General features: G+C 34.2%; 19 protein-coding genes and 1 pseudogene. 11 read left to right on the forward strand and 9 right to left on the reverse strand.

Going from position 1 to position 17,921, the window contains the following annotated elements; genetic code table 11:
- The 3 genes from DW761_RS10420 to DW761_RS10430 all read right to left on the reverse strand — a co-directional run bounded on the left by DW761_RS10420 (position 1) and on the right by DW761_RS10430 (position 2,768).
- Positions 1–762 carry an ABC transporter ATP-binding protein gene (locus tag DW761_RS10420; RefSeq protein WP_117518043.1) on the reverse strand — a complete coding sequence of 254 codons (762 nt, stop codon included), beginning with the start codon at positions 760–762 and terminating at the stop codon, positions 1–3.
- Positions 763–840: 78 nt separating this feature from the next.
- A complete protein-coding gene (locus DW761_RS10425; RefSeq protein ID WP_117518045.1) occupies positions 841–2,088 on the reverse strand; it encodes a HAMP domain-containing sensor histidine kinase in 1,248 nt (415 codons plus the stop codon).
- On the reverse strand, positions 2,085–2,768 hold the full coding sequence (locus DW761_RS10430; protein WP_117518047.1) for a response regulator transcription factor: 684 nt from the start codon (positions 2,766–2,768) through the stop codon (positions 2,085–2,087). Before DW761_RS10430 ends, DW761_RS10425 begins: the two co-directional genes overlap by 4 nt.
- Before the next feature lie 146 nt (positions 2,769–2,914).
- On the opposite strand from DW761_RS10430, the pseudogene DW761_RS10435 reads away from it, so the two are divergent.
- The 3 genes and pseudogenes from DW761_RS10435 to DW761_RS10445 all read left to right on the forward strand — a co-directional run bounded on the left by DW761_RS10435 (position 2,915) and on the right by DW761_RS10445 (position 5,616).
- Positions 2,915–3,621 (forward strand): annotated as a pseudogene (locus tag DW761_RS10435) (ATP-binding cassette domain-containing protein).
- Between the two features lie 259 nt (positions 3,622–3,880).
- Positions 3,881–5,212 (forward strand): hypothetical protein, encoded by a 1,332-nt coding sequence (locus tag DW761_RS10440; RefSeq protein ID WP_158553787.1) that lies wholly within the window; start codon positions 3,881–3,883, stop codon positions 5,210–5,212.
- A 38-nt stretch (positions 5,213–5,250) separates the two neighbouring features.
- Positions 5,251–5,616 carry a VOC family protein gene (locus tag DW761_RS10445; RefSeq protein WP_117518051.1) on the forward strand — a complete coding sequence of 122 codons (366 nt, stop codon included), beginning with the start codon at positions 5,251–5,253 and terminating at the stop codon, positions 5,614–5,616.
- A gap of 35 nt (positions 5,617–5,651) precedes the next feature.
- Here the strand turns inward: DW761_RS10445 and DW761_RS21420 are convergent, their stop codons facing one another.
- The 3 genes from DW761_RS21420 to DW761_RS10455 all read right to left on the reverse strand — a co-directional run bounded on the left by DW761_RS21420 (position 5,652) and on the right by DW761_RS10455 (position 7,512).
- A complete protein-coding gene (locus DW761_RS21420) occupies positions 5,652–6,236 on the reverse strand; it encodes a DUF4143 domain-containing protein (RefSeq protein WP_394336555.1) in 585 nt (194 codons plus the stop codon).
- Positions 6,200–6,949, reverse strand: coding sequence for an ATP-binding protein (locus DW761_RS21425; RefSeq protein ID WP_233512027.1), 750 nt, complete (start codon positions 6,947–6,949; stop codon positions 6,200–6,202). The genes DW761_RS21420 and DW761_RS21425 overlap by 37 nt, the downstream gene beginning before the upstream one ends.
- Positions 6,950–7,095: 146 nt before the next feature.
- Complete coding sequence (locus DW761_RS10455) at positions 7,096–7,512, reverse strand: GNAT family N-acetyltransferase (RefSeq protein WP_117518053.1); 417 nt, start codon at positions 7,510–7,512, stop codon at positions 7,096–7,098.
- Between the two features lie 296 nt (positions 7,513–7,808).
- Between DW761_RS10455 and DW761_RS10460 the strand changes: the two genes are divergently transcribed.
- On the forward strand, positions 7,809–9,542 hold the full coding sequence (locus DW761_RS10460; RefSeq protein WP_117518055.1) for a GNAT family N-acetyltransferase: 1,734 nt from the start codon (positions 7,809–7,811) through the stop codon (positions 9,540–9,542).
- Between the two features lie 22 nt (positions 9,543–9,564).
- Here DW761_RS10460 and DW761_RS10465 read toward each other — a convergent pair whose 3' ends face one another.
- Entirely contained in the window at positions 9,565–10,008 is a 444-nt protein-coding gene (locus DW761_RS10465) for a nucleoside 2-deoxyribosyltransferase (RefSeq protein ID WP_117453816.1), read from the reverse strand.
- A 120-nt stretch (positions 10,009–10,128) separates the two neighbouring features.
- Between DW761_RS10465 and DW761_RS10470 the strand changes: the two genes are divergently transcribed.
- Positions 10,129–11,796, forward strand: coding sequence for a plasmid pRiA4b ORF-3 family protein (locus DW761_RS10470; RefSeq protein WP_117518057.1), 1,668 nt, complete (start codon positions 10,129–10,131; stop codon positions 11,794–11,796).
- 138 nt (positions 11,797–11,934) lie between these two features.
- On the opposite strand, the gene DW761_RS10475 is transcribed toward DW761_RS10470, so the two are convergent.
- Complete coding sequence (locus DW761_RS10475) at positions 11,935–12,780, reverse strand: DegV family protein (RefSeq protein WP_117453814.1); 846 nt, start codon at positions 12,778–12,780, stop codon at positions 11,935–11,937.
- A gap of 118 nt (positions 12,781–12,898) precedes the next feature.
- The gene (locus tag DW761_RS10480; protein WP_117453813.1) at positions 12,899–13,201 is read right to left on the reverse strand and encodes a hypothetical protein; all 303 of its coding nucleotides are present in this window, start codon (positions 13,199–13,201) and stop codon (positions 12,899–12,901) included.
- 132 nt (positions 13,202–13,333) lie between these two features.
- On the opposite strand from DW761_RS10480, the gene DW761_RS10485 reads away from it, so the two are divergent.
- The 6 genes from DW761_RS10485 to DW761_RS10510 all read left to right on the forward strand — a co-directional run bounded on the left by DW761_RS10485 (position 13,334) and on the right by DW761_RS10510 (position 17,920).
- Positions 13,334–14,227 (forward strand): helix-turn-helix transcriptional regulator, encoded by an 894-nt coding sequence (locus tag DW761_RS10485; RefSeq protein ID WP_117518059.1) that lies wholly within the window; start codon positions 13,334–13,336, stop codon positions 14,225–14,227.
- Positions 14,228–14,286: 59 nt separating this feature from the next.
- A complete protein-coding gene (locus DW761_RS10490) occupies positions 14,287–14,943 on the forward strand; it encodes a GyrI-like domain-containing protein (RefSeq protein ID WP_117518061.1) in 657 nt (218 codons plus the stop codon).
- A 1-nt stretch (position 14,944) separates the two neighbouring features.
- Positions 14,945–15,706 carry a YoaP domain-containing protein gene (locus DW761_RS10495; RefSeq protein WP_117518063.1) on the forward strand — a complete coding sequence of 254 codons (762 nt, stop codon included), beginning with the start codon at positions 14,945–14,947 and terminating at the stop codon, positions 15,704–15,706.
- Entirely contained in the window at positions 15,681–17,051 is a 1,371-nt protein-coding gene (locus DW761_RS10500; protein WP_117518065.1) for a radical SAM protein, read from the forward strand. The genes DW761_RS10495 and DW761_RS10500 overlap by 26 nt, the downstream gene beginning before the upstream one ends.
- A gap of 11 nt (positions 17,052–17,062) precedes the next feature.
- Positions 17,063–17,524, forward strand: a complete 462-nt coding sequence (locus DW761_RS10505; RefSeq protein ID WP_117518067.1) for an AraC family transcriptional regulator — start codon at positions 17,063–17,065, stop codon at positions 17,522–17,524.
- A 93-nt stretch (positions 17,525–17,617) separates the two neighbouring features.
- Positions 17,618–17,920: a PadR family transcriptional regulator gene (locus DW761_RS10510; RefSeq protein WP_117518069.1), complete on the forward strand. Its 303-nt coding sequence runs from the start codon at positions 17,618–17,620 to the stop codon at positions 17,918–17,920.
- Position 17,921: the final 1 nt, after the last annotated feature.

The following is a 17,921-nucleotide window of genomic DNA, read 5'->3' on the forward strand; positions in this document are numbered from 1 at the left end:
TCACCACCCCATTTCAAGTAGAAATGCTGCCAGCTTTTCATGACGTTTTTCATCACTGCCCTGATATTTTCCAAGATGATACTCTCCCTGGATCAAGCCATCCTGTAAATATAAAATACGATTGGCACGTCTTGCTGATTTTAAATCATGTGTTACCATAACGATCGTTTGTCCAGCTTCATTCATTTGAGTTAAGGTATTTAAAACCATATCACTGCTTTGTGAATTTAATTGTCCTGTTGGTTCATCCGCAAATACGATATCCGGCTGATTGATCATCGCTCTGATAAGCGCTGCACGTTGTGCCTCACCTCCTGATAACTGAGTAGGAAACTTATGCCATATCTGCTCATTTAATCCAACACTTTTTAACATTTCTTTCGCTTGTTTTAATACCTGTTGTTTATTTTTATTTACCAATAACCCAGCAGCTAAAATATTATCCATAATACTCATGCCATCCACTAAATAAATCTGTTGAAATACAAAGCCACAATGCTTTCTGCGAAAAAGTGCCAGTTGATCCTGATTCTTTTCCGATATGCGTTCACCTGAAAATTCAATCGTTCCCAGCGTTGGACGATCCATCCCGCTTAAAGCATATAATAATGTAGATTTTCCAGCACCAGATGGTCCCATAATCACTGTAAAATCTCCTTCATATATCTGCATATCTAAATTTTTTAAAACATGTTGTTGTATTCCGCCATTGGAAAAACTCTTACAAAGCTTCTCACTTTTGATGATGATTCTTTCATTCATAATATTTACGTCCTTTCTTACAAACAAATCTTATCATAGAGAAACCTTAACAGTCTTTATCCAATCCTTAACGAATCCTTAATTCACAAGTTTTACATAAAGCTTCATACAACAACCTTGTTCATTTAATTCCACTTCCAGTCTGCCTTTCATTTTTTCCATCAGATAATGGGATATATATAATCCAAGTCCTGCCCCTTTTTCATGGGATGCATTATTTCCTCGGTAATATTTTTTAAATAAAAATGGTAAATCATCTTTTGATAATGTGTGACCATAATCCTGTATCATGATACATAAAAAATCATCCTCGTATGCAAAGGATACCTTCATATCTGTTTTCGCATATTTATAAGCATTCGCAAATAGATTATCAAATACCTGTTGTAATCGCAATACATCCATATAGATTAAGCATGGTTTTGTTTCATCGATATATGCCTTATGTAGATAATCTGCTTGCTTTATCATATCAATCAATTTGGTGCTTTCCATTTCTTCTATATGTACATCTAAATGCGATAATTCCTCTAATGTCGCAGAAAATAAATTATTGATTAATGCATCAATTTGTGTAGCTTTTGCCTGTATCACTGCCAGCTGCTGCTTTTCTTTTTCATCTTTACTCTTTACACTCATTAATTCTGATACAGCTTCAATGGAGGCAATCGGTGTTTTGATATCATGGCTGAGTTTAGCGACCAGCTCTTTTTTACTCTCATCGGCAATTCGTTCCTGTTCTCTGGCTTTGCATAATTCATCGCGCATCATATCAAAACTTTCACTAAATGCCCCAAATATATGACTTTGATCCATGGGTAATGGATGATTCAAATCACCTTGCGCGATATGTTTGGCAAATGTTTGTAAATTCTGAAAAGGTTTTATCATTGTTTTCTGTAAATAAACATAATAAAGAATGAATATGAGCAGCTCTAATATAGACATCATCATGACGATATGCTGTAGGCGTTGTTTTTGCATAGTAAACTGATCATTCATAATGACAAGTTTTCCATAGACATGCTGTGTATCAAGAATATCCACCATGGTTGTACGCTGCTTGATTGCCTCATGAAGATCTTTTGGCAAATTCGTTCCATAACCACACTGTCTTTTTCCCGAAGGCTTCATCACGACATAAGAAAAATCAGCATCGATTGTACATACATCTTCTTGTTGATCCCATGATGTTATCAACTGCTGTATTACTTCATTTACTTTTACCATATCTAATGTAGGTGCTTTTTCCCCTAGATAATAAATCGAAACTATTTGTATCAATAACAATGCCCCACATAAACCAAACATCATTTTATGCTTCATGAGGATTCTCCCTGAAACATATACCCAACACCCCAAATGGTCTGGATATATTGAGGATGATTAGGATCTTTTTCAATTTTTTCACGAATATGGCGAATATGCACATTTAAAGTACCATCCAATGTTACACTATCCTCCCATACATCACGAAAGATTGCTTCTTTTTCTACCCGTTTGCCTGCATGCTCCATCAAATATTTTAAAAGCTTATATTCCATCGCTTTTAGCTTTATCGGTTTGTTCATGATTTCTACTTTTTCCAGTGCAAAGTCTACAGATAAATAACCATCATCATACCTCTTTACCGTTTTACTACCATAGCGTTTTAACACAGTTTTTACTTTTGCCAACAGTACGCTTAGGGAATATGGTTTTCGTATATAATCATCTCCACCAATACTCAATGCTAAAATAATATCATCATCGCTTTGTCTTGCGCTGATAAACAGAATTGGCACATCGCTCTCTAGACGTATGGCCTTACATAAATCAAACCCTGAAGCTCCACCTAAATTGATGTCTAAAAGTATCAAATCCACCGTGTGTGTACGCAAAAAAGCTAAACAGCTTTCCGCATCAAAAACAGCCTCACTGCTTACCTCAAACAGATTGAAATATTCAACAGTACTTTCTGCCAAAGGTATTTCATCATCTACGATCAGACATTGTATATGCTCCATGATTGTTTCCCCTTATCCTTATTTTATAATCGTATTGTAGCTTGAATCCAAACATGTGTCAACAAGCCCATTTACTGTATCAAGAATAATTTGATTGACAAACTATCTAATTGACTTTATCATTTATAAAAACAGGAGGTTCTATTATGAAGCTAATATTAGATCACGTACAAAAATCCTATGGTGATAAAGAAGTATTAAAAGATTGCAGTTTTACTTTTGAAAGAGGAAAAATATATGGTCTTTTGGGTCGCAATGGCAGTGGAAAAACAACGCTGTTCAACTGTATCGCACAGGAAATCGATTGTACAGGTAATATACAGATTGAAAAAAAGAAACCATGCGAAATATCATAGAATCAGATATCGGATATGCCTACAGTCTGCCAATTCTGCCAGAATTTATGACTGGCTATGAATTTATACAGTTCTATATGGATATTAATGAACAACGCTTAGAAAAGACAATCAATATTGATGATTATTTCGATTTGATGCGCATAGATGAAGATGATCGTCATCGTTTGATCAAAGGCTATAGTCATGGAATGAAAAATAAGCTTCAGATGTTAAGCTTTATTATTTCACATCCGGATATCATCTTATTAGATGAACCTTTGACATCCTTTGATGTTGTAGTTGCTAGTGAAATGAAACATTTGCTACTACAGATGAAGGAAGATCATATTTTATTGTTTTCTACCCATGTTTTACAGCTTGCGACAGATTTATGTGATGAGATCATTCTATTGAATAATGGCAGTTTAACTTTATTAGATCATGATTTATTAAACAGTCCGGATTTTGAAGAACGTGTTGTGGAAATGTTAAGGGATGAAGAACATGTGGCATGATATCATTTTCATGTATCATGTATCCATGACCAAAAAGGTCAATGGATTATTCTATTTTCTTCAAAAACTGCCTTTTCTTGGTAAAAAAATCCCATCACGTATCTATCAATTCATCCGTTTAAAAAAAATATTAAGTATCATCACTTTTATATTTTCCATACTGGGGTCCGCCCTAAAAAACTTCTTATATCTTTTCATTTTTTATATGCTTCCCATTATTTTTCTATATATTAAACAAGATCCAATCCCACGGGTTCAAATGCAACAGGTATTCTTTCTAACATTTACGATATTAACCATACTTGGCGCCTGTACCAACAGTAAAATGTGGACATGTGATGATGAAACACTTATTATGATCAAGCAACTGCATATGGAATCAAAACGCTATATGCTGCACCATTCCTTATTTACATATACCATCAATACCATATCTTTAGGAATCAGTTCCCTACCCATATGTATGATTTTAATGATTTCCCCGGTATATGCACTATTAATTGCTGTTGTCTATCTTTGTTCTCATCTGATGATGGATGCATGTTATCTGTATCTTTATGAACGTTACCACAATTTTATTTTATTCCATAAAGCATACAAGCCAGCCTTTCTCATGATTTGCCTATTGCTTGCTTATGGTATCTTATTTTCAAAAATCACAATATCTTTTGGATATATATGTATGTATATCTTCACCCTTCTTTCTTTGCTTGGTATTGTATTTGCTTATCGTTATTTGAAAACAACAAACACTTACACAGCAGTCATGCGCAGAATCATACAGGACTATCTGTCTATGGGCTTAAACAACGACACCAATGTACAAACATTAGATGTTGCCTTAAATGAAAAAGACTATAGTCAATCTGAACTAAAACAAAATATTCATCATAAAAAACATGGATATCAGTTTATGAACGCCTTATTCTTTAAACGCCATAAACGCTTGATTTATAAGCCCATCAAACACCGCCTCATTATATTATTGGTGATTATGGTTTGTGTGATTCTCTCCTCCTTTTTTATAAAAGATCCTATTGATAAGAGTGACCTCTTAGAATTAATGCCACCCTTTGTATTTTTCCTGTATATGTTAAACATCTCCCAGCGAACATGTAAAGCCATGTTTATGAATTGTGATGCATCCTTGTTGCATTATGGTTACTATCGTACTCCACAGGCTATTCTTACAAACTTTCGTATCCGCTTAAAAGCTTTAATTTTATACAATCTGCCTGTGACGATATTATTATGTATATTGATCACTGTTACCTGCTTTGTTTATCATATTTCTTTCACACCTCAGACAATCGTTTTATTTCATATCACCATGTTTATATTATCCATTTTCTTTTCTGTTCATTATCTGTTTATCTATTATATCGCTCAGCCTTATGATGAAAAGCTGGAAATTAAAAATCCTTTGATGAATATCGTAAATGGCGCCATCTATGTGCTTTGTTACTTATGTATCAATTTAGAAGGAAACTTATATTTCTCTATCGGGGTATTAGCTGCCACCATCTTATATCTCATGATTGCCTTGCCACTTGTTTGGCATTTTGCGCCTAAGACTTTCCATTTAAAATGATTTTCGGTATAATGAATGCATAAGAAGGAGGTTCATTTATGGAATTTCACATTGCACATTGTAATATCAATGTAACAGACCTTGAGAAAAGTATTGCTTTCTATGAAAAAGCTTTGGGTTTAAAGGTGGTCTCAAAAAAAGAAACACCGGATTTTACCTTATGTTATTTAAGTGATGGTAAAACACCATTTGAATTAGAATTAACATGGTTAAAAGATCATCCACAGGCTTATGATTTAGGTGAAAACGAAAGTCATATTGCCTTTGTTACTGAAGATTTTGATGCAGCTTATGCCTTGCATCAAGAAATGGGTTGTATCTGTTTTGAAAATAAGGATATGGGTATCTATTTCATCCATGATCCTGATGATTACTGGTTAGAGATTGTACCACAACATAAATAGGAAAACGAAGATGAATGAAACTCACCTTCGTTTTTTTAAAATATAAACGGCAATAGATAGATTGGAAGATAACGAATCACACCATCGGATTCTCCAATATTTTTTTCTGAAAAGCGATAAGCAATCTTACTGTGGTATTGTATCACGAAATTATCAAAGCTTTTAGAGCGTGTATTTACACCGCTTTTAATTTCAATGGGGGTAATTTCATTCCCACAATATGTCACAAAATCTATTTCTGAACTTGTATTGGGTTCAAAATAATACATAGCCTTATGATTGGCATACATGATTTGCGCAGCCATATTTTCATATATCGCTCCTTTAAATATTCCCAAATCTCCCGTATGAATTTTCGCAATGACAGCTTCATTGAAAAGTGAAATCAATAGTCCTGTATCAAACATATACACTTTGAATATTGACAGTTGCTCATATGCTTCTAAAGGAAAATCAATACATTTTAAATGATGCACAGGCATAATTAAGCCACTATCCGACAACCAGCGCAGGCTTGCATCATAATATCTTGCATTATATCCTTCCTTTACTACTTTATATTGAAATTTCTTATTATCTTTTGCTAATTGTAATGGAATAGATGAAAAACATTCATGAATTTAATTTTATCATTTGCTGGCGCATATTTTGCCATATCATTCGTATAATCAGAAACAATCCGTCGTTGTGTCAAGATGACTTGTTTCCAATTCTTAGTTTCCACATAACACTGTACAACTTCTGGCATACCACCACACAGCATATAATCTTTAAAATACTTTAAGAACTGTTGATGTATGCTTTCCATGAAAGGCTTTCTATGATGGCAGGCGTCCTTTAACATTTGGATATGTTGTGATTTTGCATTCATTGCTAAAAGAAATTCTTCAAAATCCATAGGATGGAGTTCTCGGGTATCTACATATCCGACAGGAAAAGATGAAGTATGAGCAATTGCCACACCTAACATAGAACCACTTGCAATCACATCATATGGGCATTTTTCATATAAGAATTTTAAAGCAGTAATCGCCCTGGGACAGGCCTGTATTTCATCCAAAAACAATAACGTATCTCCATGTGATAAATCCTTATCCAAATTTGCTAATTCTATAAACGCCAATATTTCATCTGGTTTGATAGTTTTTTCAAATAGATCCATATAATCATGATCTAATTCAAAATTAATTTCGATGATATGATCATAATGTTCATTTGCAAATTTACGTATTGTCCAAGTTTTCCCTATGTGGTTAGGGCCTTTCACAAGTAATGGTTTTTTTCTTTTGTTTTGTTTCCATACTTTTAATTCCTCTTCAAACTTACGATACATCTATATCACCTCGAAAGATATTGCATCACGATATCTATTCATATACTTGAAAAAATATGCATTTTTACCGTTTTTATCTTGATAAAATATGCAATTACACTGATTTTATCTTGATAAAATATGCATATCTTCTAAAACTCCTTTATTTAAAGGCTTTTATACATCAATATTTCACTTATATAACTTCCATCTTTATAGCGCATGGCACATGGGCGTTTTCCATATATCTGAAAGCCCATTTTCTGATACAGTTGTATACCACGTTCATTACTTTCTACGACTTCTAATTCTATCTGTTCATAATCACATGCTTTCGCAATGTGTAACATTGCCTCAAATAAGCTGGTGCCAATTCCCTGCCCCCAATACTCCTTTAAAATGCTAATCGCAAAATTACAGCGATGCGCTACACGCTTCCTTTTCCCTACCATACTTAGCTGACTCATCCCTACGTAAACATCCCCGACTTGTGCCAGAAATAAGCCCTGTCGTTCATCATTTTCATATGCATAAATCATTTGTTTTAAAGTTTTTTTATCATCAATTTCATCTGAGGCCTGCATTAGAAAATCAGTTTCCTGCGTAGTTTTCCTTTTTGATTTTCATGATGATATCTATATCTTCTGCTTTTTACGTTTCTAATTCTACATACATCCTGATTCCTTAATATTATCCTTTGATCTACGATCATATGCCTTCACATCCAATCCTTTCTTCATTATATCAAATCCTGATTCATAAAAGTGCATAAAAAAGATAAAACGTGGTAACATATAGGGCGCATATAAGCGAAGCAAACATCTTGTAATTTTACAATGATACGCTTATAATGAACACGTTAAATATAAAGAGAGGTCATATGGAACGATTAACAATAGAAAACTATAAGCAACTGGAACCATATATCAAAGACGCTGATTATAACGAATATAACTCTAACATAGTAACCATGTTGATGTGGCAGGGCAGCTATCCTGTTTATTTCAGCTGTTATGAACATTTTGCACTTGTATACAATAAGATGCCTCATCGTGAACCGGTCTGGCTGATGCCTTATTGTAAGAAAGAATATCGTAAAGAAGCAGTAGATAAAATAAAAGAATTAAGTGAACAGGAACATATTAGTTTTGAAATACATTCTATGATCAAAGAATTCAAGGACTGGCTACAGGAAACATATCCAAATGAATTCTTGATATGGGACTGTTATAACGCACGTGATTATATTTATGATCGTAAGCAGCAGGAAACACTTGCGGGTAAGAAAATGCAGAAACGAAGAAATCATTTCCATGCATTTGAAAAAGAATACGAAGGTCGTTATCATTATAAAACATTGGATAAAAAAGATATCCCTCATATATATGAGTTTCTGGCATACTGGAAAAAGCAAAAAGAAGCGATGGACAGTATCGATGTAGAAGAAGAAGGCATTCATTTTCTACTAGAACATATGGAAGAATTACCTATAATGGGTGGTTGTATCTATATCGATGGAAAACTGGAAGCATTCAATATCACTTCCCTTGTATCACATGATACAATACAAATTCATGTGGAAAAAGCGAATAAACAGATTCGTGGTTTGTATATTGCCATCTTAAAATTATTTTTGGAAACACTAGATGATGCGGTATTATATGTCAATCGTGAAGATGATATGGGATTACCAGAATTAAGGAAAGCCAAAACAGATATGCAGCCAATATCAAAAACTAGAAAATTTGGCAGCTGTTATCAAAAAATTATCATAAGAAAAGCAGTTCCTGAAGATATATCCGCCATCAAAAACTTATGGTTATCCAACTTTGAAGATGAAACACCTGCATCAACTGATTATTATTTTGAACACTTCTATCATATGGAGGATTGTTATGTATGTGTCAGTGAGGATGAATTTATCTCTATGCTGCAGCTGCGTCCACTCTCCTTGATGCTGAATGGAAAAAAAGATGATGTATCCTTTGTGGTGGGTGTTGCCACAAATAAAGAATATGAAGGATGCGCTTATATGAAACAGCTGCTTCAATATGCGATGGCACAGGCTTCAAAAACTCAGAATTATATGATTCTACAGGCATATAATTGGGATATTTATCGTTCATTTGGATTTGAAGAATGTTATAAATTTGCGAAGATCAAGTTATCAAAAGATGCTTATTCTCAGGGGGAAGGGGCATTTGTTTCAACGTATGATATAAAGACATTATTATCCTTATATGAAATTTATGTACAAGATAAAAATGGTTATCGTATCCGAGATCTTGCCTATTATGAAAATCTGTTTTTGCCAAATGCGCACTTGTGGCATCAGGATATACAAGTCTTTGAAGTACAGGGAAAAGCTGTTGGCTATATCGTAAAGGAAGAACATGCAGATGAAACAGATATATTAGAATTTATCTACGAAGATACAAACGCATGTAACAACATGTTATATGCCCTATCACAAAGTGATAAAAAAATTATCATACATACTGATTTACAAACTGAAATTACAGGCAGAAAAAAAGAAGCAACCTGTATGATGATGGCATCATTACATGGCGCTTCCTTACCTGATTCAAATTTGTATATCAATGAAACCCTTTAGAAGCTAGAAATTAGCTTCTTTTTTAGATACCCAGCTCTTTTAATTTACTCATTGCCTCAGAAAAACTATGTACAAAATAGCCGTGTTTCAAAATGGCGCCTAACACATAATGATTCATTCCATAAGTTGGTATCTCATATTGATTTGCGCTCATCAAACGTATATCACTATTCATGCCTATAATGATTTTTGTATTGCTTTTGATCGCAATTCCCAATTCTACCATCACCCCGGCATCTTCATTTGTTAAGTCTGCGATGAAGATATCACATTCTTCAACTGCCTTCGTATCAGCTTCATATATTTCGATTGGCGTAGGAAGTGATTGTTTATTTTCATTAAAAGGCTGATCGACTGGATTAAAGATATCCAGGTGTGGGAACATCTCTTTCATGAGCTTTCCTTCTTTTTTTCTTTGTGCATTTTCTGCTTCATTAAACAGCGAACCTGCAATATAAACTTTCATGTATATCCCTCAACTTTCTGTTACGATTATACTATAATTCCTTACAAAAGCGAAGAAAAACACTTTTTATGGTATACACAAAGAAGGGTACATGGTACAATAACCTCAGGAGGTGATCATATGAATGCTTACCAATTAAAAATATCAATGAAGGGTGCGAAGCCCCCTGTTTGGAGAAGAGTCAACGTCCCAAAAGATTTAACTTTTAACGAATTGCACGAAACAATTCAACGTTTATTTGGGTGGATGGATGAACATTTATATAAGTTTAGGATTGCTTCACAAATGTTAGAAATATTAGGACCAGGTGTAGAAACGAACTATCTGGATGATATATTTGCGGAAGATCATTATCTGTATGAATTTTTAAATGAAGGCACAAGATTTCAATATATTTATGATTTCGGTGACTGGTGGGATCATGCGATCCTTGTCGAAAAAGAAATTGAAATGGAAGAAAATTATCCTGTGTTGATCAAATGGAAAGGTGACAATTTTGCGGAAGATTCTGGTAATGTTGAGGGTTATGAAGAAATTGTAAAACGTTCTAAGGATAAAAAAGATGCAGATCAGAAAGAACTGATGCAATGGTTAAAAATGCAACATATTCCTTTTGATGAATATTATGTAAAAGAACAATTAAGTGAAATCATAAAAGCTCATGAAGATTTAGATAAAGAGATAGAAAAACAATTAGATCAAAGCATGCTTGCCTTGCGTAAAACACTGATGAAAAAAGATATAGGCGAACTTTCTTTAATTGAGATGGAAAAAAGTGATATGACTTATTACATTGGTTTTAATCGTATGGATAATGATATCGTCTTACAGATTTATGATGATGAAACAGCGTATTTACAAGGCGTTGATTATGTATCCCCTCAGGCTTCCTGTAATATCTTTGCCAATACCATTTGTGTGATATTCAATGAAGAGGAATTGCCAAATCTTGGGTGGAACTGCTCTGATGGAAAATCAACGATAAAAATACTGCGTACTGGTTATTTTCCTGTTGATTTAAATAATGATGATGCTTTATTGGTCATAGATATTCTACAAGGTATTGAAGAGATTTTATCTCAATGGAAAAAACCTTTGCCTTCTTATGAAACAAATGAATGCCTGCATGTGACACATAATCATCAAGATTGGATAATTTCTAAACAGCAGATTCGATTACATGCGACACGTGATCTTGTACATTTGGATGAAAAGGAAATTGAACAGATTGAACGTGAAGGCGTACATCATGCAGGTACGGTTTTATGCGATGTTTTAAGTGCTCCAAGTCCAATGATGATGAACAAAGCTTATGATGTTTTATTATTGATTGAATCAGATACAGTCAATGCGAAAGTCACCTTGCCGCATGAACTATTAGGTGATATGGTACAGATCAATATCCAGATACTACAGGCACTTGCACAATTTTTCAAAGAAAACGGTATTCCAGATACATTAAAAGTGAATAGTGAAAATATGCGTTTTATGTTAAGTGCTTTTTGTGAAGATTTAGGTATCATGTTATTGATGGAACCTTTCCGTACCCAGTTTGAAACAATGCTGCTTCCAGATATCGATGAAAAAGATATAGAAATATTAGATACACTGGCTCATTTAAGTGGTGAAGAATTTTATGATTTCATGGAAAGTATGGATGAAAATGAATTGATGGCATTTCAGGAGTTCATCACAAAATATTTAGATTCAGATGATTTAAATGATATCTTTGAAGACAGTCTTGCACTGAAGAAAGATGATCATGGAAAGAAAAAATTTGACGCATAATATTTCTTATTCAGATTCTTTATTGCTTTAGGGTATATACGAAAAAAGATTTCTAAATGATTATATGTATAGTCATTTTAGAAATCTCTTTTTTATTTTAGATATCCAATTGTAAGTAAAGATCCTTATTCAGAAATGTTATTTTTCAATGTATTGAATAGCAATACAATCAAGTCCTGTATGTGCACTGATCACAGCACTGATATAGTTTGTTTCTATATCTAAGGTAGGATCTTTCTCCAACAACATATGTTTAACCTCTTGCGCACGATCTAAACAATCTGAGTGAATAACGAAGATTTTCCCCGGTTTTCCATGTAAATGATCAATGATATAATCCACTGCAAAGGATATTGCTTTTTTCTCTGTACGTACTTTTTCAAATACATCGATCTTTCCATTGGTTTGTGGATCAATACGTAAGATGGGTTTGATTTTCAATAAACCTGCCGCAGCTGCCGCAAGTGGCGTTAATCGCCCACCTCGTTTTAAGTGCTGTAAATCATTTGGCAGAATCAATGTACCACTTGTCTTTACTTTTTCTTCTACCAGCGCCTTTACTTCTTCTATACTTTTTCCTTCATCCACATAATGTTTTGCCAGTATTGCGCCATAACCCTGCAAATCACAGGTTGTGTAATTCTCAATTGTCACAACCGGTATGCCTAAATCTTTGCCACATACTTCAATTGCATTATATGTTGATGATAATCCACTGCTTAATGGAAGGGAAAGAATCGCATCATATCCATCTGCTTTGATTTGCGCAATCTGATTTTCAATCACAGATAAGATTGGCATACTTGTTTTTGGTGTATGATTCTTCTTTAATCTTTCATATAACTCCATCGTCGTGATGTCTACGCCATCCTGATAGGATACTTCTTCATCAATGACCTGAAGTGGCAGAAGATACAGTCCATATTTTTGTGCATCTATCACATTTAATGCACTTCCTGTATCTGTTAATACAGCTATCTTCATAACAGTACCTCTTTTCTCATGTGTTAACACATGGCTTCCTACAAGGATATTTTACTCTTTTTTTAGACAAAAAGGTAATTTTATCCAGTAAAAATCAATTTTTTTATTTTTAATATATTTATTTTAGATATTGATAACGATCAGGTACTTCCACTTCTTTGTTTTGTTCTTCTAATGTTTCCAGATAAGTATCATATGCACGTTGTGCATTTTGTAAGATACCGCTTTTATGAAATAAATGAAGTGAACTTTGATCATCTACGACCCAGTATTCTTCTCCAGTATCCATTTCCACTAACCAGATATCCGCTTGTGGATCATCGCCAATAGTTTCTATAAAAGAAGCATCTTCTACATCCTGCTGTGAAAAAGCTTCTGATACGTAAGATAAAATCGTTTCTTTTCTGATAGCTTCCAACATTTTATTTCCTCCCAACTTTTTACACGTGCAATCATAACACCATTTGTTATTTTAATAAAGTCTTTCATTTATTTTTTTGAATATGACACACGATGTCATATATTTATGTTACGATAGTATCAGGTGATCATAATGCAAACATTACGTTTATTTGAAATACTATATATCCTTCTGCAAAACAAAAAGACAACTGCGAAATATCTGGCACAACATTTTGAAGTCAGTGTCCGTACAATTTATCGTGATTTAGATGTATTGACGCTTGCCGGTATCCCTATATATACCAACAAAGGAAAAAACGGCGGTATCTTTTTAAATGAGGATTATATCTTGAATCGAAGCTTTTTCAGTGATGATGAACAAGCAAAATTATTAGCTGCCTTACGTAGTCAACAAATTGTAGATCCAGAAGCATCTGATACTTTATTATCTAAACTAAGTGCCATCTTTCAAAAACCGGAAATCCCATGGATTCAGGTAGATTTTCGCAATTGGCAGGAAGAAGATCATGATGATTTATTTCTTAGCTTAAAATCCGCAATTCTAAAACATCAGGTAGTTACCTTTCTCTACCATGATGCAAAAGGCAACAGTAAACAGCGCACTGTAGAACCATTACAGCTTTTATTCAAAGGACAGGCCTGGTATCTTGTCGCTTATTGCAGGGAAAGAAAAGCCCAGCGTACTTTTAAAATCAAACGTATGCAGCATCTGGAAATATTGCCACAGCATTTCACTCGTGATTTGATAGAAGTAAATCATCCATACCAACAATACCAGCAAACATGTATAGATGTTGTTTTACGCATTGATTTATCCATGGGATATCGTGTATTTGAAGAATTTCCCCGTGATAGCATTGAAGTAAAAGAAGATCATTATCTGATTAAATGCAGAATGCCAGATTGTGAAATGACTTATGGTATCTTGATTTCTTATGGCGAAGCATTAACTGTACAATCCCCTGCCCATATCAAAGAAGGCGTCATTCTACGTATACAAAAGATATTAAACAATTATCTTTAACATGACATGAGGTGTCATATATACAATGATATAGTAGAGATGAAAGAAGGGATACTTGTATGGAAACATTTGATTATAAAAAAACATATAAAGATTTATATATACCGAAAACAAAACCAATGATGATTCAGGTTCCATCCATGAATTTTGTGATGGTCAAAGGAAATGGCGATCCAAATGAGCCAGATGGCGCATATGCCAATGCTTTACAGATTCTATATGGCATCAGTTATACCATAAAAATGAGTAAAAAAAGTTCTATGCAAATCAAAGGATATTTTGATTATGTTGTACCACCACTGGAAGGTTTTTGGTGGATGGATGAAATACAGGGAATTGATGTTACACGAAAGAACAGCTTTCACTGGTATGCTTTCATTCGCTTACCTGAGTTTGTCAATCAGGAAATATTTGAATGGGCATGTGCACAGACACAAAAGAAAAAACCACAGCTTGATGTATCACTTGCAAAGTTTGTGACACTTGAAGAAGGTTTATGTGTACAAATCATGCACAAAGGCTGTTACGATGATGAACCAGCATCTATTGAAAAGATGCATGCCTTTATGGAAGCTGAAGGCTATGAACTGGATTTTACAGGCATCTATAGCACAGGGCAGCCCAGAATGCATCATGAAATATATTTAAGTAATCCAAATAAATCAAAACCAGAAAATTTAAAAACGGTGATTCGTCACCCAATAAGGAGAAAATGATATGGTATTTATAAAACTTACACCAGAAAATATAGAAAAGGAGCATATCTGTTGTGCTTTAAGTGATAAAGCACAGGTTCAGATGAAAAAGATATGGTTAACACAACGCATGAAAGAAGGCTTGCAGTTTTATCGTCTACAGGCAAAAGGCAAAGTATTTATTGAATATGCGCCAATTACTTGCGCATGGGCACCTGTGGAAGGCAAGAATATGATGATGATCGACTGTTTTTGGGTCAGTGGACAATATAAAGGAAAAGGCTACAGCAATGCATTATTATCTCAATGTATTCAAGATGCCAAAGATGCGAATATGGATGGCATAGCGGTAATATCCAGTGAAAAGAAACTAGGCTTTCTAAGTGATGGCGATTATTTAAAGTATAAGGGCTTTACACTTGTTGATGAAGCAGGTGTCTATCAATTACTATATCTGCCTCTTACCGATAACAAAGCTATGCCACATTTTACCGATACCGCTAAAACAATGAAAACAAAAGAAGATGGTTTTGTATTATACTATACACCACAATGTCCTTTTGCTTTAAAATATGCGGAAATCTTAAAACAGCGCGTAGAAGCTGCTGGTATTCCTGTACATCTGCACCTACTTCAAAGTAAAGAAGAAGTCATGAAAGTCCCTGCCCCATGGTGTGTTCATGCATTGTTTATAGATGGAAAATTCATAACACATGAAATCCAATCTGAAAAGAAACTAGATAAAATAATTGCGGCTTATGGAAAAGATAAAACAAAAGGATAATCGTTTCCTGATTGGAAAACGTATTCCTCTAACTGCTTCTTTTTCTAAAAACATGTCTTTGATCACATCATTTTGGCAAAGTTTTCAACAGGATATCAAGCGTTATCATCTTCAACAAAAAAAGCCCTTTGAAAAATATGGCATCACCTTTCGTGAACAATCAAAGTTGTATTATGCTTGTTGTTTGCCTGCGGATATTACCTATCCCGATGACTTTGAAATCTTTCTATTGCCCCGTTCCCACTATTTTCTTTATGAACATGTTGGTCCTATGCGAAAACTACCAGATACCATACAATACCTGATGAAACAGCATTTACCAGCTGCACATCTTACACCAAAACAAATAGATCTTGTTTATTATGAAGCCTATCGACCAGGTTTTGCTTATCAGGATGAACATTCTGTTATAGAAATCGGTATTCCCATCTTACAGGATACACCAGATCATATGCCCAGCATCAGCGCAAAATCTTTACTTCAGGGCAATGGTAAACCCACAGAGCCATATACCTGGTTTGGCATGGATTATAATATGAATTTATACAAAGGCTGTCCTCATGGTTGTATTTATTGTGATTCCCGCAGTTCGTGTTATCAGGTAGATAACTTTGATATCGTTCGTAAGAAAGAAAATGAATTATCTATTCTTGAAATGGAACTAAAACGCAAGAAACGAAAAGGTGTTATAGGAATTGGTTCCATGTCTGATACCTATCATCCATTTGAGAAAACAGAGAAAATCACACATGGTGCATTAGAGCTGATCTATCGTTATGGATTCGGTGTTGGCATTGATACCAAAAGTGATTTGATCCTGAAAGATATTGATTTAATTTCAGCGATATCAAAACAATATCCCAGCATTGTAAAAATTACCATTACAACCGCAGATGATACATTATGCCGTATCATTGAACCACATGTCTGTGTCAGTTCCAAGCGCTTTATAATATTAGAAAAGCTGCATCAGGCTAATATTTTCGCTGGTATTTTAATGATGCCCATACTTCCCTTCATCAATGACAGTGAAGAAAATATCAAAACAATCATTGAACAGGCACACTTGCATCATGCCAAATTCATCTATCCAGGTTTTGGTGTAACCTTGCGATTAAATCAACGCAGTTATTTTTACTATCAACTGGATCGCTTTTTCCCAGGAAAACGACAGCTATATGAAAAATATTATCACAATACCTATTCCTGTGAATCTCTTCATCATCAAGCATTATGGAAACTATTTCAAAAAGAATGCCAGAAATACGGTATCCTCTATCGCATGAACGATATCATTCATGCATATAAAAAAGAAACCGGCATCAAACAGATGTCACTATTATAAAGGAGAACAATATGAATTATCATCTAACAAACGTTACACTAACAACCGACAACACAATAGAAGGCATGGAAAAAATCCAGGCACTCTGGAACGATATCACAACAGGAAATCTTCCCCTGTTATGTGATAATGAACATCATCCTATTGAAAATGTAACACCCATTTCCTGTTACAGCAATTATACATCAGATGAAAAAGGCACCTATGATTTAACCATTATGGCAGAAACATTGGATTTTTTCACAAGAATGGAAGAAAAAATTGCACAAGGCACTTACCTTCTGTATGAGGAAACAAATGATGAGGGAAATATTGAAGCTTGTACAAAACAAGCATGGATTAGAATCTGGAATGATCAAAACAAACAGCTTATCAAACGCAGCTTTACAAAAGATTATGAAGCTAGCATTCCCAAAGCATTCTCAAAAGACAACAAGGCTCATTGTTATGTATATATCGCAATCCAGCAGTAATTTCTATAATTACTGCTTTTCTATTGACAAACACTTATTTATACATTATATTGATAATAGATATATCGATATTCAATATAGTGAGGTGATCACATGGCACGAAAAGAATTTCAGACACTGACAGAACAAATGTTTTATATTTTACTTGTTTTAAGACAGCCTCATCATGGCTATGAAATCATGCAACAGATTGATGAAATCACCCATGGCCGTATCAAAGTAGGTGCCGGCACTTTGTATACTCTGCTTTCTCGTTTTGAAGAAGAAGGCTTCATCAAAAAAGTAGGAGAAGATCAACGCAAGAAAATCTATCGGATCACGAAAGAAGGAAATAAATTATTTGAAAAAGAAAAACAACGCTTAAAACAAATGTTAATTGATAGCGGGGAGGTATGAT

Source organism: Absiella sp. AM29-15 (genome assembly GCF_003434225.1).
Classification (GTDB): Bacteria; Bacillota_I; Bacilli_A; order Erysipelotrichales; family Erysipelotrichaceae; genus Hoskinsella; species Hoskinsella hominis.